Source organism: Vogesella indigofera (genome assembly GCF_028548395.1).
In the GTDB taxonomy this organism is placed as follows: domain Bacteria; phylum Pseudomonadota; class Gammaproteobacteria; order Burkholderiales; family Chromobacteriaceae; genus Vogesella; species Vogesella indigofera_A.
The window spans coordinates 261,390-280,176 of the sequence record NZ_JAQQLA010000001.1 but is presented as its reverse complement, the minus strand read 5'-3'; the positions used below and the strand labels follow the sequence as shown (position 1 = coordinate 280,176).

General features: G+C 66.2%; 18 protein-coding genes. 9 read left to right on the top strand and 9 right to left on the bottom strand.

Features of this window, described 5'->3' with window-relative positions; all coding sequences use genetic code 11:
• Positions 1-55: 55 nt before the first annotated feature.
• On the top strand, positions 56-979 hold the full coding sequence (locus PQU89_RS01430) for a helix-turn-helix transcriptional regulator (RefSeq protein WP_272764274.1): 924 nt from the start codon (positions 56-58) through the stop codon (positions 977-979).
• Positions 980-986: 7 nt separating this feature from the next.
• On the opposite strand, the gene PQU89_RS01425 is transcribed toward PQU89_RS01430, so the two are convergent.
• The 9 genes from PQU89_RS01425 to PQU89_RS01385 form a co-directional block, all read right to left on the bottom strand.
• Positions 987-1,889 (bottom strand): helix-turn-helix domain-containing protein, encoded by a 903-nt coding sequence (locus PQU89_RS01425; RefSeq protein WP_272764273.1) that lies wholly within the window; start codon positions 1,887-1,889, stop codon positions 987-989.
• A 98-nt stretch (positions 1,890-1,987) separates the two neighbouring features.
• Positions 1,988-2,884 (bottom strand): SphA family protein, encoded by an 897-nt coding sequence (locus PQU89_RS01420; RefSeq protein WP_272764272.1) that lies wholly within the window; start codon positions 2,882-2,884, stop codon positions 1,988-1,990.
• 199 nt (positions 2,885-3,083) lie between these two features.
• Positions 3,084-4,562, bottom strand: coding sequence for an aldehyde dehydrogenase (locus PQU89_RS01415; RefSeq protein ID WP_272764271.1), 1,479 nt, complete (start codon positions 4,560-4,562; stop codon positions 3,084-3,086).
• A 35-nt stretch (positions 4,563-4,597) separates the two neighbouring features.
• A complete protein-coding gene (gene tatA / locus PQU89_RS01410; protein ID WP_272764270.1) occupies positions 4,598-4,774 on the bottom strand; it encodes a Sec-independent protein translocase subunit TatA in 177 nt (58 codons plus the stop codon).
• A 60-nt stretch (positions 4,775-4,834) separates the two neighbouring features.
• A complete protein-coding gene (locus tag PQU89_RS01405; protein ID WP_272764269.1) occupies positions 4,835-5,143 on the bottom strand; it encodes a high-potential iron-sulfur protein in 309 nt (102 codons plus the stop codon).
• Between the two features lie 61 nt (positions 5,144-5,204).
• Positions 5,205-6,677, bottom strand: a complete 1,473-nt coding sequence (locus PQU89_RS01400; RefSeq protein ID WP_272764268.1) for an aldehyde dehydrogenase family protein — start codon at positions 6,675-6,677, stop codon at positions 5,205-5,207.
• Between the two features lie 15 nt (positions 6,678-6,692).
• Entirely contained in the window at positions 6,693-8,243 is a 1,551-nt protein-coding gene (locus PQU89_RS01395; protein ID WP_047965592.1) for an FAD-binding oxidoreductase, read from the bottom strand.
• Between the two features lie 13 nt (positions 8,244-8,256).
• Complete coding sequence (locus PQU89_RS01390; protein WP_272764267.1) at positions 8,257-8,775, bottom strand: hypothetical protein; 519 nt, start codon at positions 8,773-8,775, stop codon at positions 8,257-8,259.
• A gap of 15 nt (positions 8,776-8,790) precedes the next feature.
• Entirely contained in the window at positions 8,791-9,114 is a 324-nt protein-coding gene (locus tag PQU89_RS01385; protein WP_272764266.1) for a c-type cytochrome, read from the bottom strand.
• A 655-nt stretch (positions 9,115-9,769) separates the two neighbouring features.
• Between PQU89_RS01385 and PQU89_RS01380 the strand changes: the two genes are divergently transcribed.
• From PQU89_RS01380 to PQU89_RS01345, 8 genes are all read left to right on the top strand, one after another.
• Positions 9,770-11,665: a bifunctional sugar phosphate isomerase/epimerase/4-hydroxyphenylpyruvate dioxygenase family protein gene (locus PQU89_RS01380; protein ID WP_272764265.1), complete on the top strand. Its 1,896-nt coding sequence runs from the start codon at positions 9,770-9,772 to the stop codon at positions 11,663-11,665.
• A 333-nt stretch (positions 11,666-11,998) separates the two neighbouring features.
• Entirely contained in the window at positions 11,999-12,439 is a 441-nt protein-coding gene (aroQ, locus tag PQU89_RS01375) for a type II 3-dehydroquinate dehydratase (protein WP_272764264.1), read from the top strand.
• Positions 12,440-12,518: 79 nt separating this feature from the next.
• Positions 12,519-13,022, top strand: a complete 504-nt coding sequence (locus PQU89_RS01370) for a TRAP transporter small permease (protein WP_272764263.1) — start codon at positions 12,519-12,521, stop codon at positions 13,020-13,022.
• A gap of 21 nt (positions 13,023-13,043) precedes the next feature.
• Positions 13,044-14,324, top strand: coding sequence for a TRAP transporter large permease subunit (locus PQU89_RS01365; RefSeq protein ID WP_272764262.1), 1,281 nt, complete (start codon positions 13,044-13,046; stop codon positions 14,322-14,324).
• Positions 14,325-14,386: 62 nt separating this feature from the next.
• A complete protein-coding gene (locus tag PQU89_RS01360) occupies positions 14,387-15,394 on the top strand; it encodes a TRAP transporter substrate-binding protein (RefSeq protein WP_272764261.1) in 1,008 nt (335 codons plus the stop codon).
• 66 nt (positions 15,395-15,460) lie between these two features.
• Complete coding sequence (locus PQU89_RS01355) at positions 15,461-16,357, top strand: shikimate dehydrogenase (protein WP_272764260.1); 897 nt, start codon at positions 15,461-15,463, stop codon at positions 16,355-16,357.
• 167 nt (positions 16,358-16,524) lie between these two features.
• Positions 16,525-17,439, top strand: coding sequence for a LysR substrate-binding domain-containing protein (locus PQU89_RS01350; RefSeq protein WP_272764259.1), 915 nt, complete (start codon positions 16,525-16,527; stop codon positions 17,437-17,439).
• Between the two features lie 134 nt (positions 17,440-17,573).
• On the top strand, positions 17,574-18,674 hold the full coding sequence (locus PQU89_RS01345) for a 4-oxalomesaconate tautomerase (protein ID WP_272764258.1): 1,101 nt from the start codon (positions 17,574-17,576) through the stop codon (positions 18,672-18,674).
• The last annotated feature ends 113 nt before the right edge of the window (positions 18,675-18,787 follow it).

The window sequence follows — 18,787 nt, the reverse complement described above, 5'->3', positions numbered from 1 at the left end:
CTTTGCTTGCCAAAATAAAAGCTTTGCGCCACGGACAATCGACAGGACTTCCACCATGAACACCGGGCGCAGCGGCCTTGCTGCCAGCCAGTCACACCCCGCCGCTCACCACGCGCCGCCGCCGGCGGTACGCGGCCACTTTGTCAGCGAAACCCTGCGCCCCGGGCTGTCGCTGCACTGCACCCACATCGACATCCTGCAGGCGATACATACCGAGAGCAGCGCCGAGCCCGGCCTGCGCCTGATCCTGATGCTGGAAGGCACGCTGGAAGCGCGCTTCGGCAAGCAGCCGCTGCGACTGAATGCCAGCCGCCAGCCGCAGGGAGTGCTGCTGTCCATCGCCGAAACCGAACAGCTGCAGCGGGACATCCCGCAGCCGATGCAGCAGCGCCAGGTGGTGATCGCGGTCAACCGGCAATGGTTTGAAGAAGGCGGTTTCGACAACCTCAGCGACCGCGGCAGCACCCTCGGCCTGTGCCGGCAGCATCTGGCGGTGCGCCCGCTGCAGGTAGGCGCCGCGCTGGGCCGCCTGGCCGGGCAACTGCTGCACCCGGCACAGCGGTCGCCGCACCTGCAGCGCCTGTACCAGGAGTGCCACGCCGTGGAGCTGCTGATGGAGGCACTGGGACAATTACAGGGGACAAGGCAAGACAGCACGCTGAAACTGGCAGAACGCCGGCGCGTGGAAAAGCTGCAGCAACTGCTGGACAGCGGCAGCGCCGACGGCTGGTCGCTAGCGGAGATGGCACGCGAGATGGGCAGCAACCCGACCACGCTGCAACGGCAGTTTCGCGTGCTGCACGGTTGCAGCATTTTTGACTATCTGCGCCGGCAGCGGCTGGCGCGCGCGCACCAGCTGCTGCTGCAGGGCGCCAGCGTCACCGAGGCCGCGCTGCTGGCCAGCTACGGCAGCCCGGCCAACTTTGCCACCGCCTTCCGCCGCCAGTACGGCGTCTGCCCGCGCAGCCTGCGCCGCTAGGCAGCGCTCACGGCCAGTCGGCGTAGTTGCGGATCGCCAGTGCCTCGTGGCTGCTGAGCTGCTGCTTGGCTTCCAGCCGGTAGCGCGCCGGAGTCAGTCCGGTGCGCAGGCGGAAGAAGCGGCTGAAGTGGGTGGTGCTGCGAAAGCCGAGATCGGCGGCGACCTGTTCGATGGTCAGCCCGGAGCGCACCAGCCGCAGGCAGGCCTCGTGGGTGAGGCGGTCGTGCAGCAGCTCCAGCGGCGTGCGCTTGAGGGTGCGCACGCAGATGTCGTGCAGGCGGTCGTGGGAGATGCCCAGCTCGGCGGCGTAGCGGGCGATCTTCCAGTGTTCGCGCAGGTGCAGCTCGGCCAGGTGGCGAAAGCGCATCAGCAGCGTCGAATTGGTGCTGTGCCCCTGCTGGCTGACATCCTCCAGCCCGGACAGGCGCCAGCAGTGGATCAGGATCAGCGTGAGATGGGCGGTGAGATAGCTCCACGACGCCTTGCCGCCCAGCTTCAGCTCGCGCTCGATGCTGCGGAACGAGGCGCTCATCTCCTGCACCGCCTCGGCGGCGTCGAGGCGGTTCTGCACGATGCGGCGATCGGTCAGATAGCGCAGCGGCACCGACTCCGCGCCCTGCCCCGCCGCCTCCTTCACCAGCACGTCCGACAGCGACAACAGGTAGCCGGCACTGCCGGCGCTGACGCGCAGATGGCTTTGCGGCGGCACGTTGACCCAGGCCAGCGCCGGCGCCGCCAGCTCGATGCTGTCCTTGTCGAGGCTGATGCTGGCACTGCCGCTCAACAGCAGGATCGCCGCGCGCGCGGTATCGTGGCGGCCATTGGCCAGCGCGTAGCGGCGGGTATCGAGCGTGGTGTCGATACGGTGGGCGGCGGCGTTGGCGTTGATGCGCTGGGCGACGGGGGTCATGGGCAGGCCGCGACGAGGGTGAACAAACACACATGATAACGGCACTGCGCCGCTATGCAGAGCACGGCGGCGCAGCGGTGGACATCATGCGTGCCGGCTTAGAACGGCAGCGTCATGCGCAGCTTGAATTCGGAACCGCGGGCGCGGTTGGCCACCCCGCTTTCACGCTGCCACTTGGCGGTGACGAAGTAGCCCTTGCCGTTGTCGTACTTCAGCGACGGGCCGATGGCGAAGGCCTTGCCGCGGTTGCCGTGTGCCGGCACGTTCGGCCCGGTATCGTCGCTGACCTGGCGATAGGCGTAGCCGCCGACGCCGGCCACCCAGCCATTGCCAAAGCCCCAGCCCAGCGCGTAGTCGGCGTGCACCTCCTGGCCGCTGCGGTAGTCGGTGTCCTTGTTCTTCCAGTTGTAGTCGTACATCAGCTTCACGTCGGCGTTGATGCCGCTAGGCTGCACGTAGCTCACCGCCAGCAGCGGCTCCACGTTCCAGTAGTTGCGGCCAACGTTGACCAGATCATTTTTGTCGAACTGACCGGTGGGGGCGTTGATGTCCAGCCCGGCGTAGTAGTGCAGCTTGTCGGAGACGTGGTAGGCGGCACCACCGCCCAGCACGATGTCACCCAGCTCGCGCTTGCGCTGCGACTGGCCGTTGACCGTGGCGTCAAGCTCCACCAGCGGGGTGATGGCGTGCATCGCCAGCTGGCCACCAGCCAGCGGCAGGTCGCTCACCCAGATGAAGCGCGGCGCCACCGCGTTGACCTGCAGCTTGAAATCCACCGGCAGCTTGTCGCCGTTGTTGTCGCGCAGCGTATCGGCGCGGTAGCTGGAGGCGTAGCCCAGCACGTAGAAGCCGGGCGGCGGCAAGGCGCCGGTCAGGTAGTTCTCGTTGCCGTTGGGGTACATGCCGCCACCGCCTTCGGTCGCCCAGCTGGCGGTCGCCAGCGATAGCAAGGCGCCCGTGGTGACGAGGGTGGTGAGCGCTCTGGATTGTTGCATGATGAATCTCTCCGTTTTATTTATATGTCATTAACGATGGGTGTGAAAATGCGCTGCCTGCACGACTAGGCAAGCGGGACGGGCAGCGCAGCGTCCCGCTGCCAGGGTTGGCCGCAAGCCGCGCGTCCGGATGGGGACTCGGCGGCTGGGCGGCAGCGACCGGGTAGGCCGCCGCCCGTTTCTGTTAGATCAGATCCAGTTAGATCGGGTACTGCTGTGCGCCGCGCTGGATGCTGATCCAGCGCAACTCGGTAAATTCATCGATCGCGGCGCGGCCGCCAAAACGGCCGTAACCGCTATCCTTCACCCCGCCGAACGGGATCTGCGCCTGGTCCAGCACCGTCGGGCCGTTGATGTGGCAGATGCCGGATTCGATGCGGCGGGCAACCTCCAGCGCGCGCAGCACGTCGCCGCCGAACACCGCCGCCGACAGCCCGTACTCGGAGTCGTTGGCCAGCGAGATCGCCTCCTCCACGTCGTCAAAGCGCAGCACCGCCACCACCGGGCCGAACGACTCCTCGCCGTACAGCCGCATCGCCGCGGTGACATGGTCGACCACCGTCGCCGGCATCACGCTGCCGCGCGCATGGCCGCCGGTCACCAGCTCGGCGCCCTTGCCGACCGCGTCCTGCACCAGCGCCGTGATGCGCTCGGCGGCGCCGGCGCTGATCATCGGCCCCAGTGCGCAGCCCGGCTCGTCCGGCAGCCCGGCCTTCAGGCTCAGCGCCTTGTCGGCGAGGCGTTGCACGAACGCGTCCGCCACCTTGCGATCGACGATGATGCGCTCGGTCGACATGCAGATCTGGCCCTGGTTGAAGAAGGCACCAAACGCCGCCGCCTTCACCGCCTCGTCCAGATCGGCGTCGTCCAGCACCACGAACGGCGCCTTGCCGCCCAGCTCCAGCAAACAGCGCTTCAGGTAGCGCGCGGCGATCTCGGCGATGCTGCGGCCAACCCGGGTGGAGCCGGTGAAGTTCACCCGCCGCACCGCCGGGTGGCGGATCAGCGCCTCCACCACGTTGGCCGCATCGGCCGGCGCGTTCAGCACCACGTTGAGCACGCCCGGCGGCAGCCCGGCCTCGGCCAGCACCTCGCCCAGCAGGCGGTGGGTGTACGGGCACAGCTCGGAGCCTTTCAGCACCACGCTGTTGCCACAGGCCAGCGGCATCGCCACCGCCCGCGCCGCCAGCAGCACCGGTGCATTCCATGGCGCGAAGGCCAGCACCACGCCCGCCGGCTGGCGCAGCACCATCTCGATGGCGCCGGCACGGCTGGACGGCGGCAGCTCGCCCTGGATCTGCGTGACCAGCGCCGCCGCCTCGCGGAAGATGTTGGCCGCCAGCTGGCAGTTGAAGCTGCCCCACGCCGCGGTGGCACCGGTTTCCGCCGTCATCGCGGCGCTGAAATCGACACTGCGCGCCACGATCAGGTCGGCGGCGCGGTCCAGCAGCGCGCGGCGCTGTTGCGGCAGCATCGCCGCCCAGGCGCCGAACGCCACCGTGGCGGCATTCACCGCCGCCAGCGCGCTATCCACACTCGCCGCCGCCGCCACGGTGGCGACCTCGCCATTGACCGGGTTGAGACAGTCGAAGGTGGCGCCGTCGGACGAGGCGACATCCTGGTTATTGATGAACAGCTTGGCGTGCAGCATGGCGCTCTCCGCAGGGTGATGGGTCATGCTGCGTTTGTATGCCGCCGCGCGCCGGCCGGCAACTAGCTTTTCGGCGTGGCATCGCTTGCGGGCGGCTCGCCCTCACCCTGCATGCCCTGCCTGAAGCCGCGTACCGCGCCGCCCAGATCGGCGCCGACATGGCGCAGTTTTTTGGTGCCGAACACCAGCAGCACCACCGCCAGCACGATCAACCAGTGCCACAGGCTGAATGAACCCATTGCGCTCTCCTTGCGCCCGCCACGGCCGGCCTGCGGCCAACCTGGCCCGGCGATTAACGATCAGGCTTTCTTGACGTAGACGTTGCACCAGCCCTTGCCGGCGACCTGCTTGCCGGCCAGCATCGGACAGGGTGCGAAGGCGTCGCTGGCCTTGCCCTGGTAGAACTGGCAGTTGCTGCAGCTCTGGCCGGCGGCGTATTTCGGCTGCTTGGCCTTGTCGACCTTGGCGGCGTCGGCGACGTAGCCCAGTGCCACCGCGGTCGGGTCTTTGGCGTCCACTTTCGGGGCGGCGGCCAGCGCGCTACGGGCCACGGCCAGCGCGGAAACGACCCCTACGCTTTTGATCAGAAAATTGCGGCGTGATTGCATGGTTGACTCCTGAAGATGCCGGCGGCGGCCGCCGCCGGCGTGATGCAATGAATGACGATGCTCAGAACGGATACGGGCGCGGCTGGAACTGCAGCGTTACCCACTGCGCGCGGGTGAACTCCTCGATCGCCCACTCGCCGTTGAAACGGCCGAGACCGGAGTTCTTCTCGCCGCCGAACGGCGCGTTGGTCTGGTCGTCGACGGTGATGTCGTTGATGTGGCACATGCCGCTGCGGATGCCGCGGGCAAAGTGCAGGCCGCGGGCGTAGTCGCGGGTGAACACCGCGGCGGACAGACCGTATTCGCTGGCATTGGCCAGTTCCAGCGCGTGCGCCTCGTCGCGGGCCTTGATCACCGGCAGCACCGGGCCGAAGGTCTCGTCCACGGCGATGGACCAGCTGGGGTCGACATCCACGAACAGGTGCGGCGGCAGTACATTGCCCTGCGGCGCGCCGCCGACCAGCAGCGTGGCGCCGTCCTTTTTCGCCTGCTCGATCTTGCTCAGCACGCCGTCCAGCTGCTTGCCGTTGATCAGCGGGCCGACGATGTTGGCCGGGTTGGCCGGGTCGCCGTAAGGCAGCTTTTCGACGCGCGCCTTCAGCGCGGCCACGAACTGGTCGTGCACCCTGGCGTCGACGATCACGCGGTTGGTGCTCATGCAGATCTGGCCCTGATGCAGGAAGCGGCCGACTACCGCCGCCTGTGCCGCCTGTTCGATGTCGGCGTCGTCCAGCACCACCAGCGGGGCGTTGCCGCCCAACTCCAGCGCCACGCGCTTGATGTGCCGCCCGCCGGTGGCGATGCGGCCAACATTGCGGCCAACCTCGGTGGAACCGGTGAACGAGATCAGGCTCGGCACCGGATGCGCGACGAAATGGTCACCGATCTCGCTGCCGGCGCCGGCCACCACGCTGAACAGCCCGGCCGGCAGGCCGGCTTCCTCGTAGATCTTGGCCAGCAACAGGCCGCCGGTCACCGGGGTATCGCTGGCCGGCTTCACCACCACCGCGTTGCCCAGCGCCAGCGCTGGGGCGATGGAGCGCGCGGTCAGGTGGTAGGGGAAGTTCCACGGGCTGATCACGCCGACCACGCCCAGCGGCGCACGGTAGACGCGGCTTTCCTGATTCGGGATGGCCGAGGCCAGGATGCGGCCCTCGACACGGTTGCAGAAGGTGGCGGACTCCTGGGTGATGCGCCGCGCGCTGTCCCATTCGATGATGGCCTTTAGCCGCGAGCTGCCGGATTCGCGCACGATCCAGTCCTGGATCTCCTCGGCGCGCGCCAGCATGATCTCCACCGCGCGGTGCAGCACCGCGGCGCGCTCTTCCGGCAGGCGGGCCGCCCACTCCTGCTGCGCGGCGGCAGCGGCGGCGTAGGCCGCGTCCACGTCGTCGCGGCTGGCCAGCTGCAGCTGCAGCAGGGTGTCGCCGGAGTACGGATTACTGTCGGTCAGCTGCTGGCTGGAACCACCGCGGCGCCACTGGCCGGCGATCGGCTGCAGTTCGAAGCCGTCGTATGCTTGTTTCGTTGTCATCGCTTGTTTCCTGCCTTAGATGCGGATGCCGGACTTGCCCGGTGCCAGGATGCCGTTCGGGTCCAGTGCGCGCTTGATGGTTTTTTCCAGCTTGCGCTTCACCGGGCCGTAGCTGTTGGCCACCCGTTCCTGGAACGCGGTGTTGACGCGGTACACGGCGTAGCCTTCCTTCTCGAACTCGTCCAGCAGCTCGGCAAAGCAGGCATTGGCGCGCTTGGTTTCCTCTTCGCTACTGCGGTCGAACAGCACGTCGATCACGTGGTGCATGTCGCGCCAGCCGACGATGAATTCGCCGACGTAGTCGAGGCCGTGCTTGTTGAGGATGGTCTTGGCCAGTTTCACCTGCTTGTCGCACTCGCTGCCGCGCGCCTGGCTGACCGGGGCGAACCACATCGAGCCGCCACCGCCGCGCCAGTTGTAGAGGCCGAATTCCTGCAGGTTGGGCACGCCGGACATCAGCTGCGCGCGGTACTTGAACGGCTGGGTGTCACCGGCCTCTTCCTGGGTCACGATGCGGCCCTTGCCGGCCTTCTTGATGGTCTCGGTGACGATCTTCCAGTTCACTTCCACCTGTTCCGGCGAGCCGTACAGCGCGGCGTACACGTTCCAGGCGCCCAGGTGCTTGTCCTTCTGGATCTGCTTGACGATGTGATCCGGGGTGTGGCCGGGGGTGGTGATGTAGTCGGAGCGGCGGGTGTTGCAGGTAGCCGCTTCCCACAGCGTGCCGGCGATCACCACCGCGTTGGGGATGATCTGCGCGATACGCAGCGGACGCAGCATTTCCACGATCTCGCTGATGTCGGCCTCGTTGTCGAACTTGATCTCGAACGGCTTGAACACCGGCGGCTTCGGCATCAGCCAGAAGCCCATCTTGGTACAGATGCCGTAGTTGGACTGGGTGAACATGCCGTCCAGCGTCGGGCCGTAACCCCACTTGAACACCTGCCACGCCTTGTCGCCCTTCACGCCGCCCATGCCGGTGCGGTACACGTCGCCGTTGGCCAGCACCACTTCCATGCCGCACTGCATCAGGAAGTGCTCGCCGTACGGGGTGTAGCCGACGCCGCGGTCCATGGTGTTGCCGACCGGGCCGGCGATGGCCGACGGCGCCGAGAACGACAGCATCAGCGGCAGCTTGTTGTCCTCGATGTAGTCGTACAGCTGCTGGTAGGTGACGCCCGGCTCCACCAGCGCGGTGCACAGTTCCGGGTCGATGTGGATGATCTTGTTCATCTTGCGCAGGTCGAGCACGATCTGGCCGCGCTCCACCGGCGCCGCCGAGCCGTAGCCGAAGTTGCGGCCGGTGGAGATGGTCCACACCGGAATCTTGTACTCGTTGCAGATCTTCACCACCGCCTGTACCTGCTCCACGGTGGTGGCCATCACGATGGCGGACGGGATGTGTTTCTCGGTTTCCACCGCCATCATCACCTTGGTGTAGGGCTGCAGGTGTTCGCCGGATGTCAGCACATTGTCTTTGCCCAGTGCGGCGGTGAACTTCTTGATGGCCGCGTCGAAACGGGCCTCGCTGACGCCCTTGGGCAGGGCAAGATATTTACTAGCCATGAGATAACTCCGTTCAGATCACGCAGCAGAAGGAAACGCAGGGGCTGCCCTGCGGATGGGATGCCGGCAGCACGTGCTCCGGGCTGGCCACCAGGGCCTGCCCCAGCGCGGCCAGCTGCGCGGCATCGCTGCCCAGCCACTGCGGCTGTTGCGACAGCACGCGGCCGCCGGACGAGCGCACCAGGTCCAGCAACACGGTGGCGGTGGCGTCATCCACCAGCCCGACCAGCATCGCCGGCTGCGCATCCTGTGCCAGTGCGTGAATATGGTTCAGCAGCGTGCCGTCCAGCCCGTTCAGGCGCAGCGCCGGTTGCTGCTGCATGCCGTGCTGCTGCGCGGCGGCGGCGACGCCGGCCAGAAACTGGCTGTCCAGCGCGCTGCCGGACACCACCGCGGTCAGTGGCAGCGTGGCGTTTGCGGCCAAGGTCTTGCCGGCCGGCAGCGCGGTGGCGGCCTGCGCCAGTGAGCCACCGGTGAAGGCGAGGCCGACGGCGGCCAGGCCCTTGAGCAAAGTGCGACGATCAGTAGTCATGCCTGCTCCTCCCGCTTACGGTTTTGGCTTGGAGTTGGCGAGGTATTTCGCCAGACTCTGCAAGGTGGCGTCGTCGATGTCCGACACCCGGAATGCCGGCATCGCCCGCAGGCCGCTGCGCGGGATGGTGGTGAAGATCACCTCCGGCAGGCCGCGGCCGAGCAGTACCGGGCCGATGCCGGCCTCGTGGCACTTGGCACAGATTTTTTCGTAGTACTGCTGGCCTCTGGAGATCTCGGCCGTGCCTTCGGCGCTGGCGCTCATCGCCGGCACTGCCAGCAAGGCTGCCAGCAGCACACCCGGCACGGCGCGCGTGCTGATCCTGTTCCCGTTACTCACCATTTTTCTCCTTGTGTGTGTCCGCACTTCACCCGCTTGCCGTCGCCGCGCGGCGCGCGCTGTCAGCTTGATGACGGCGCAGCGCCGGGCTCGGCCACGGCGAAACTGTTGTTGCCTGCTTGATGACGGGGTGAAACCGTTTGCCAACCAGAACCAGACTTTCTCTTGACCTGATGCAATGTTGTTGCAAGATCAATCTGGTAGTGGTGCTAAAACTCTATAGTTGAAGCCGCAGCCTCTCAATATCGTTTTTTGGGTATTTATGGCACTTTTTTGGGAAATGTAGTTTTTGGATTACAAAAATGTGAAACCAGCTAAGTGACTGACATAAAAAACGATTTTCCGTGATGGCGTTGACCGTCCTCTCCCCGGCCGCGAATCCGGCCACCGCCTCCACTGAAACGTAGCAGCTAAAACCGGCCGCTGCCGCCGCTGCCCGGCAACAGCCTGCAGCAACGGTTTTCATGCCGCCCACTGCCGGGCTTGCGGCCAAGGTTGGCCGCAACCGCAATGGCGTGGCTGCCGCGTCGGCACCGGCACTGTCGCCAATTTGTCGCAGCCGGCCGCGTGTCACGGCGCACGGCTGCAAGATTTTTCCACTTATGTACCAATTGGTACATAATAAGGAGATACACACCCAATAACGGAGGATGGCATGAAGCATTCCATTGCAACCGTGTCCCTGAGCGGCACGCTGCCGGAGAAGCTGGAGGCGATTGCGGCAGCCGGTTTTGACGGCGTCGAGATCTTTGAAAACGACCTGCTCTACTTCGACGGCACACCGGCCACCGTGCGCCGCATGTGCGCCGACCTGGGACTGGAAATCATGCTGTTCCAGCCGTTCCGCGATTTCGAGGGCGGCCCGCGCGAGCGGCTGGCGCGCAACCTCGACCGCGCTGAACGCAAGTTCGACCTGATGCAGGAGCTGGGCACCGACCGCATTCTGGTGTGCAGCAGCGTGGCGGCGGACACCAGCCAGGACGACGCGCTGATTGCCGACGACCTGCGCCAGCTGGCCGAACGCGCCGCGCGCCGCGACATCCTGGTCGGCTACGAGGCGCTGGCCTGGGGTCGCCACGTCTACTCCTACCAGCACGCCTGGCGCCTGGTGCAGCAGGCCGACCACCCCAACCTCGGCATCATCCTCGACAGCTTCCACACCCTGGCGATCAAGGACGACCTGTCGCTGCTGGCGCAGATCCCCGGCGACAAGATCGTGTTCGTGCAGCTGGCCGACGCGCCGCTGTTGAACATGGACGTGATGGAGTGGAGCCGCCATTTCCGCAGCTTCCCCGGCCAGGGCGATTTCGAGCTGGGCGCCTTCCTCGCGCCCATCATCGCGAGCGGCTACCGCGGCCCGCTGTCGCTGGAGGTGTTCAACGACGGCTTCCGCGCCGCGCCGACACGGCTGACCGCCATCGACGGCCTGCGCTCGCTGCGCTATCTGGAAGAAGTCACCGCCCGCACCCTGCGCGCACAGGGCGCCAGCGCGGTGGCCGACAGCCTGTTCTCGCCCCCGCCGGCCGCCGACTACCACGGCGTGGAGTTCCTGGAGTTCGCAGTCGACGACGACTCCGGCGCGCGGCTGGGCAAGCTGCTGCAACAGTTCGGCTTCAGCCGCGCTGGACAGCACAAGTCCAAGGACGTCACGCTGTACCAGCAGGGCGACATCAACCTGATCCTCAATGCCGAGCCGGACTCCTTCGCCCATGCCTTCTACGTGTCGCACGGCCCGTCGCTGTGCGCCGCGGCGTTCCGCACCGACGACGCACAGCAGGCGCTGACCCGCGCCAAGCTGTACGGCTGCAAGCCGTTCGAAAGCCGCGTCGGCCCCAACGAGCGCCACATCCCGGCGGTGCGCGCGCCGGACGGCAGCCTGCAGTATCTGGTTGCGGCCAACGTTGACGGTGCGTCCATCTACCAGTCGGACTTCGACGCCTGCACCGCGACCACACCCGGCCTCGGCCTGACCGCGCTCGATCACTTCGCCATCGGCCTGCCGGCGGAGACGATGGACAACTGGATCCTGCACTTCCGCGCCATCTTCGGCTTTGCCACCGAGCACGAGTGGACGCTGCCGGACCCGTACGGCCTGATGAAGAGCCGCGTGGTGCGCAGCGCCAACAACAGCATCCGCATTCCGCTCAACATCTCGGAAAACCGCAACACCGCCATCGCACGCTCGGTGTCGACCTACAAGGGTTCCGGCCTGCAGCACATCGCCTTCGCCAGCGACGACATCTTCGCCGCGGTGGTGCAGGCGCGCGCCAACGGCGTGCCGCTGCTGGACATCCCCGACAACTACTACGACGACCTGCTGGCGCGTTTCAGCCTCGACGACGACTTTGTCGCACGCCTGCAGCAGCACAACGTGCTGTACGACCGCGACGCCAACGGCGGCGAATTCCTGCACGTGTACTCCGCGCCGTTCGACGAGCGTTTCTTCTTCGAGATCGTGCAGCGCCTCGGCAGTTACGACCAGTACGGTGCGGCCAACGCGCCGGTGCGGCTGGCGGCACAGGCACAGCGCCGCAACCGCCAGGGCGGCTAGTTTCCGCTATCACCACACTCTCCTTAGGGCGCCAGTCGGCGCCCGTTTTTTTGCCTGCTGCCGGCCGTGGCGGCGCGGTTTGCGGCGGCGGCGTCCGTTTGCCGCAATGCAGCAAATACGGGCCAGCCAGCACTGTTGCGGATAACCACAATCCGCTTCCGCAAGACCTTGATTTGCCTCAATCAGACATTGACAAAGCGGCACCGATACGCCATTCTTTCATTATGTACCAACAGGTACATTTCTAAAAAAGACACAGAGAGATTGAGGAGCACGACATGTTCTTCCCACCATCGCCAGCAGTGGCCGCCACCCAGCAGGGAGCGCGCTGACATGGCCACCGATATCCTGGTACTCAACGGCCCGAACCTGAACCTGCTGGGCAAACGCCAGCCGGAAATCTACGGCCACGAAACCCTCGCCGACGTCGAGCGCAGCTGCCGCAGCGTGGCGCGCGAATACGGCCTCACCATCGACTTCCGCCAGAGCAACGACGAAGCGCAGCTGATCGACTGGATCCACCAGGCGCGCGAGCAGCACGCCAGCATCGTGATCAATCCGGCCGGCTACAGCCACACCTCCGTCGCGCTGATGGATGCGTTGTCCGCCTTCCCCGGCAGCATCATCGAAGTGCACATCAGCAACATCCATCGCCGCGAAAGTTTCCGGCATCTGTCCTACGTTTCAAAAGTGGCGACCGGCGTGATCTGCGGTCTGGGTACGGCGGGTTACAACCTCGCGGTGCACCACCTTGCCTGCCACCTGAAGAAATAAACGACAAGCCGTTTTCTTGACTGGCAGACCGCTCCTGTCGCGCCCCGGCGCCGCAGCGGCGTGCTGCATGGAGGTTGTGATGGAAAAAGTAATCGACGTATCGATGCAGATACTGAAGGGCATGATGGCCCTGCTGCTGGCCGGCATGGTGTTGCTGGTGTTCACCAACGTGGTGCTGCGCTACAGCTTCAACAGCGGCATCAGCGTGTCCGAAGAGCTGTCGCGCTGGTTCATGATCTGGATGACCTTCCTCGCCGCCATCGTCGGCGTGCGCGAAAAGGGTCACCTCAATGTCGACAGTCTGGTCAAGCGCCTGCCGGTGCTGGCGCAGAAAGTCTGCCACGTGCAGATGGAAGGCATCGTGCTGTACCTGCTGTGGCTGTTCGGCAGCGGCAGCTGGCAGCAGGTGGTGATCAACCTTGATGTCCCGGCGCCGATGACCGGCCTGCCGATGGCGACGGTGTATCTGGCCGGCCTGGTGTTCAGCGTGCTGTCCGCCATCGTCGTCGTATTCGATCTGTACAAGGTATTCAGTGGTGCACCGGTGTCCGACGCGCACACCACGCTGAATATCGCTGACTAAGCCCCGGCCGGAGACTTCATCGTGATTCTGACTATCTTCCTTGGCACCCTGCTCGGTGCCATGGCAATGGGCATGTCGATTGCCTTTGCCCTGCTCTTGTCCGGTGTGGCGCTGATGTACCACATGGACATGTTCGATGCGCAGATCGTGGCGCAAAACCTGATCAACGGCGCCGACAGCTTCGCGCTGCTGGCGGTACCGTTCTTCCTGCTCGCCGGCGAGGTGATGAATGTCGGCGGCCTGTCGCGTCGCATCGTCAACGTGGCGATGGCGCTGGTCGGCCACGTCAAGGGCGGCCTCGGCTACGTCGCCATTCTCGCCTCCTGCATCCTCGCCAGCCTGTCCGGCTCGGCGGTGGCCGATGCCGCGGCGCTGGCGGTGCTGCTGGTGCCGATGATGGTGCGCGCCGGCCACGACCAGGCCCGCTCCAGTGCACTGATCGCCGCCGGTGGCATCATCGCGCCGATCATCCCGCCCAGCATCGGTTTCATCCTGCTGGGGGTGGCCGGCAACCTGTCGATCTCCAAGCTGTTCCTTGCCGGCATCGTGCCCGGCATCCTGATCGCGCTGTCGCTGTGCGTGGCGTGGTGGTGGGTGTCGCGCTCGGAAGACATCCAGCCGGCGCCACGCAAGTCGCTGGCCGAAATCATGGAAGCGGTGCGTGACGGGTTCTGGGCGCTGCTGCTGCCCGGCATCATCATCGGCGGCCTCAAGTTCGGCATCTTCACCCCGACCGAAGCGGCGGTGGTGGCCGCGGTGTACTCGCTGTTCGTGGCGATGGTGATCTACCGCGAGCTGAAGCCGTCACAACTGTTCCATGTCTTTACCGTGTCGGCCCAGACCACCGGCATCGTGATGTTCCTAGTCGCCGCCTCGCTGGTGTCGGCGTGGATGATCACCATCGCCGACCTGCCGTCGCAGCTGATCGAGCTGTTGGCCCCGCTGATGGACGATCCGACGCTGCTGATGCTGGTGATCATGCTGATCATCGTGCTGGTGGGCACCGCGATGGACATGGCGCCGACCATCCTGATCCTGGCGCCGGTGCTGGTACCTGTGGTGACCCAGGCCGGCATCGACCCGATCTACTTCGGCGTGCTGTTCATCATCAACACCTCGATCGGCCTGATCACGCCACCGGTGGGCACCGTGCTCAACGTGGTGTGCGGCGCCACCCGCACCAAGATGGGGGCGCTGATCACGGCGATCACCCCGTTCCTGATTGCCGAGCTGGCGGTGCTGTTCCTGCTGGTGCTGTTCCCGAGCATCGTCACCGTGCCGGCCGCCTGGTTTGCCCATTAAGTTTACGTAGCACCTCCGGGGAGGAGACCCCGGAGTCCAATTCCAACATGGAGAGAGACATCATGAAGTTGAACAACATCGCCGTGCTCAGCGCTGCCACCATCCTTGCCCTCGGCCTCGCCGGCCAGGCCAGCGCCGCCGACATCAAGGAACGCACGCTGCGCTTCTCGTTCCTCAATGCCAAGGAGCACCCGCAGGGCATGGGCGCCACCAAGTTCGCCGAGCTGGTGAACAAGGCTTCCGGCGGCAAGATCACCGTCAAGCTGTTTCCGTCCGGCGTACTCGGTGGCGACGTGCAGACCGTGTCCGCTATCCAGGGTGGCACCCTCGACTTCACCGTGCTCAACGCCGGCCTGCTGTCCAGCAACGCCAAGGAATTCGTGCTGTTCGACCTGCCGTTCCTGTTCAACAGTGGCAAGGAAGCCGACGCCATCGTCGACGGCCCGATCGGGACCAAGCTGCTGGCCAAGCTGCAGGGCAAGGGCATGGTCGGTCTCGGCTACTGGGAGCTGGGCTTCCGCCACCTGACCAACAACGTGCGCCCGGTGGCGAAGATGGAAGACATCGCCGGCCTCAAGGTGCGCGTGGTGCAGTCACCGCTGTACATCGAGATGTTCTTGGCCCTGGGCGCCAACCCGGTACCGATGCCGTTCACCGAGCTGTACACCGCGCTGGAACAGCGTGCGGTCGACGGCCAGGAAAACCCGGAAGCCACCATTCTCGGCACCAAGCTCAACGAAGTGCAGAAGTACATGACCCTCACCGGCCACGTCTACAACCCGCAGGTGCTGCTGGCCAGCCAGAAGCTGTGGGACCAGCTGTCCGCCGACGAGAAGAAGCTGCTGCAGAAGGCCGCGCGTGACGCCACGCTGTACCAGCGCAAGGTCAACCGTGACGGCGCCGCCCAGGCGCTGGCCAAGCTGAAGGCGACGATGAAGGTGAACGAGCTGTCCGCCGCCGAAAAAGGCCGCATCCGCATCAAGCTGCAGGGCGTGACCAAGAAGTTCAGCGAGAACGTCGGCCCGCAGCTGATGGGCGAGCTGAACAGCGAACTGGCCAAACTGCGCTAACCCCACTCCCCCCAATCCCGGCGCCGCCCCGCAGGCCGCGCCGGGAGCCAACCACCGAGGCATGACATGATCTCTGAAGTTTCATCATTCGCAACCGAGCACGGCGTGCCGGACAAGGTGCTGATCGGCCTGATCGGTGCGGATATCCAGCGTTCAAAGTCGCCCTATCTGCACGAGCAGGAAGCGGCCGAACTGGGCTTCAAGCTGCACTACCAGCTGATCGATCTCAGCCGCATCGGCAAGGGCGTCGAGGCGCTGCCGGAGCTGCTCAGTGCCGCCGAAGCCTGCGGTTTTGCCGGCGTCAACATCACCCACCCCTGCAAGCAGGCGGTGATCCCCTATCTCGATGAGCTGTCGGAGGACGCGCGCCAGATCGGCGCCGTCAACACCGTGGTGTTCCGCGACGGCAAGCGTTACGGCCACAACACCGACTGGTCCGGCTTTGCCGAGCCGTTCCGCCGCCACTTCGCCGCCGACGACCTGCAGCGCGTGGTGCTGCTCGGCGGTGGCGGTGCCGGCTCCGCCGTCGCCCACGCACTGCTGGTGGCCGGCACCCGCGAGCTGGTGATCGTCGACCAGGACGCCCAGCGCGCCGCAACGTTGGCCGCACGCCTGCACGGCTTCTTCCCGGACCGGCAGGTGACGGGCAGCAACGACGTGAGCCAGGCGATGCCGGGCGCCAGCGGTCTGGTGCACGCCACGCCAACCGGCATGGACGGCCATCCCGGCCTGCCGCTGCCGGAGGCGCTGCTGCACGGCGGCCTGTGGGTGGCGGAAGTGGTTTACTTCCCGCTGGAAACCGAATTGCTGCAGCTGGCACGCCAGCGCGGCTGCCGCGTGCTCGACGGCGGCGGCATGGCGGTGTGGCAGGCGATCGGCGCCTTCCAGCTGTTCACCGGGCGGCAGCCGGATACCGCGCGCATGGAGCGCCACTTCCGCAGCATGATCGCCGCCCAGGCCTGAAGCGTTATTCCCCTTTCTCGTTGCGTTGCTTGTCTGGCCCGCGCCGGTGTTGTCACCGGTCGGGCCGTTTTTTTGTCTGACGGCACGGCGGTTATGCCGGAAAGGCATTCCTGCGCTGCCTGCCATCGCGTATGCTGTACTGTCCCCCTTCCGTTTGCCGCGCCGCCATGGACCTGAAACAGATCGAGTACTTCGTCCGCGTTGCCGAGCTGGGCAGCTTCACCCGCGCCTCCATCGTGCTCGACATCGCGCAGCCGGCGCTCAGCCGCCAGATCCGCCAGCTGGAGGTGGAATTGCGCCAGACGCTGCTCTTGCGCAACGGCCGCGGCGTGACGCTGACCGAGGCCGGCAAGCTGCTGCTGGAGCACGGCCGCGGCGTGCTGCACCAGGTGGAGCGCGCCAAGGAGGAGCTGGGCCGCGTGCGCGGCGCGCTGGCCGGCAAGGTGGCGCTGGGGCTGCCGCCCAGCCTGTCGCGGGTGCTGTCGGTGCCGCTGTCGCGTGCCTTTCGCACCCGGCTGCCGCAGGCGTCGCTGGCCATCCGCGAGGGCCTGTCCGCCAACATGCTGGAGGCGCTGCGCAACGGCCGCCTCGACATCGCGCTGCTGTACAACCCGGTGCCGTCGTCCGACATCGACATCACGCCGCTGTGCGACGAGGCGCTGTACCTGGTGGAGCTGGCCGATGGCGACGCGGCGCCGGGCGCGGTATCGCTGGCGGAGCTGGCTGCCAAGCCGCTGGTGATCCCGTCGCAGCCGCACGCCATCCGCATGCTGGTGGAGTCGCAGCTGGGCGCGCAGGGCTTGCGGCCAACCATTGCGCTGGAGATCGACAGCGTGCCGGCGATCCTGGAACTGGTCGCCGACGGCGCCGGCTGCGCGGTGCTGTCGCGGCTGGCGGTGTCGACCAGCGACAAGGCGGCGCGGCTGCGGCTGCGCCCGATCGGCGAGCCGGGCCTGGTCAGCCGGTTGGCGCTGGCGGTCAGCTCGCACCGCCCCAGCACGCTGACGCAGCAGGCGATGCAGGAACTGGTGCGCGAGATGGTGCCCCCCATCGTGACGGGCAAGGTCTTGCCGGCGGCGTAAGGCGCCGGGTGCAAGACTGGACACACGCCGCCGCGACTGGCGGCTTTTCTCGAATTCAACCCATAGCAAACTGCTATATCTACTAGTTAGCTATCCATATTTTGCAGCATCGCCGGCCGGCAGATACTGGCCGCATGCAGACCTCTATCCCTACCCTGTTCATGCGCGGCGGTACTTCGCGCGGCCCGTTCTTCAACGCAGCGGATTTGCCCGCCGACATTGAACTGCGCAACCGCGTGCTGCTCGCCGTGATGGGCTCGCCGGACCGCCGCCAGATCGACGGCCTCGGCGGCGCCAATCCGCTGACCAGCAAGGTCGGTATCGTGGCCCTGGGCACCACGCCCGGCATCGACCTTACCTTCCTGTTCGCGCAGATCACGCCGGACAAGGACAGCGTGGACACCACCCCCAACTGCGGCAACATGCTGGCCGCCGTGGTGCCGTTCGCGCTGGAGACCGGCATGCTCAAGGCGCAGGGCGAGACCAGCACCTTCCGCGTGCTGACCCTGAATACCGACATGGCCTGCGACATCACCGTCGAGACCCCGAACGGCCAGGTGCGCTACGACGGCGACGCCCGCATCGACGGTGTGCCCGGCACCGCCTCGCCGATCACCATCAATTTCCTGGATACCGCCGGCTCGGTGTGCGCCGGCCTGCTGCCCACCGGCAAGGTCCGTGACGTGGTGACCGTGGCCGGCATCGGCGACATCGAGGTGACCTGCATCGACAACGGCATGCCGCTGGTGATGCTGCGCGCCGCCGACGTTGGCCGCAGCGGCTACGAGAGCGTGGCCGAGCTGAATGCCGACACCGAGCTGAAAACAAAACTGGAAGCGCTGCGCCTGACCTGCGGCCAACTGATGGGACTGGGCGACGTCAGCAAGAAAACCTATCCCAAGATGACACTGATCGCACCGCCACGCAGCGACGACGGCAGCCTGACGACCCGCAGCTTCATCCCGCACGTGTGCCACGACGCCATCGGCGTGCTGGCCGCGGTCACCGTCGGCACCGCCTGCGTGCTGGACGGCGCCATTACTGACGGCATCGCCCGCATCGGCAGCGGCAGCAGCAAGCGGGTGTCGGTGGAACACCCGACCGGCGAATTCTCGGTGGAGCTGGAAACCGATCCGGCCAACCCGCAAAACGTGACCCGCGCCGCGCTTTTGCGCACCGCGCGCCTGATCATGAAAGGTGAAGTGATGATTCCGGCTGCCGTCTGGCAGCGTTAAGCAGCATCCGCCGGTCGATCGATCCTTCATACAACAACAGGAGAGGACGATCCCGCCGCCACGCGGCAGCCGGCAATCCTAGTACCCCCGCCAAACCGCCATAGAGCGGTTTC

Coding starts and splice junctions, on each gene's coding strand:
- PQU89_RS01430 (WP_272764274.1), top strand. CDS start 56: ATGAACACCGGGCGCAGCGGCCTTGCTGCCAGCCAGTCACACCCCGCC.
- aroQ (WP_272764264.1), top strand. CDS start 11,999: ATGGCCACCGATATCCTGGTACTCAACGGCCCGAACCTGAACCTGCTG.
- PQU89_RS01350 (WP_272764259.1), top strand. CDS start 16,525: ATGGACCTGAAACAGATCGAGTACTTCGTCCGCGTTGCCGAGCTGGGC.
- PQU89_RS01390 (WP_272764267.1), bottom strand. CDS start 8,775: ATGACTACTGATCGTCGCACTTTGCTCAAGGGCCTGGCCGCCGTCGGC.
- PQU89_RS01400 (WP_272764268.1), bottom strand. CDS start 6,677: ATGACAACGAAACAAGCATACGACGGCTTCGAACTGCAGCCGATCGCC.
- PQU89_RS01415 (WP_272764271.1), bottom strand. CDS start 4,562: ATGACCCATCACCCTGCGGAGAGCGCCATGCTGCACGCCAAGCTGTTC.
- PQU89_RS01380 (WP_272764265.1), top strand. CDS start 9,770: ATGAAGCATTCCATTGCAACCGTGTCCCTGAGCGGCACGCTGCCGGAG.
- PQU89_RS01395 (WP_047965592.1), bottom strand. CDS start 8,243: ATGGCTAGTAAATATCTTGCCCTGCCCAAGGGCGTCAGCGAGGCCCGT.
- PQU89_RS01425 (WP_272764273.1), bottom strand. CDS start 1,889: ATGACCCCCGTCGCCCAGCGCATCAACGCCAACGCCGCCGCCCACCGT.
- tatA (WP_272764270.1), bottom strand. CDS start 4,774: ATGGGTTCATTCAGCCTGTGGCACTGGTTGATCGTGCTGGCGGTGGTG.
- PQU89_RS01405 (WP_272764269.1), bottom strand. CDS start 5,143: ATGCAATCACGCCGCAATTTTCTGATCAAAAGCGTAGGGGTCGTTTCC.
- PQU89_RS01420 (WP_272764272.1), bottom strand. CDS start 2,884: ATGCAACAATCCAGAGCGCTCACCACCCTCGTCACCACGGGCGCCTTG.
- PQU89_RS01360 (WP_272764261.1), top strand. CDS start 14,387: ATGAAGTTGAACAACATCGCCGTGCTCAGCGCTGCCACCATCCTTGCC.
- PQU89_RS01370 (WP_272764263.1), top strand. CDS start 12,519: ATGGAAAAAGTAATCGACGTATCGATGCAGATACTGAAGGGCATGATG.
- PQU89_RS01355 (WP_272764260.1), top strand. CDS start 15,461: ATGATCTCTGAAGTTTCATCATTCGCAACCGAGCACGGCGTGCCGGAC.
- PQU89_RS01345 (WP_272764258.1), top strand. CDS start 17,574: ATGCAGACCTCTATCCCTACCCTGTTCATGCGCGGCGGTACTTCGCGC.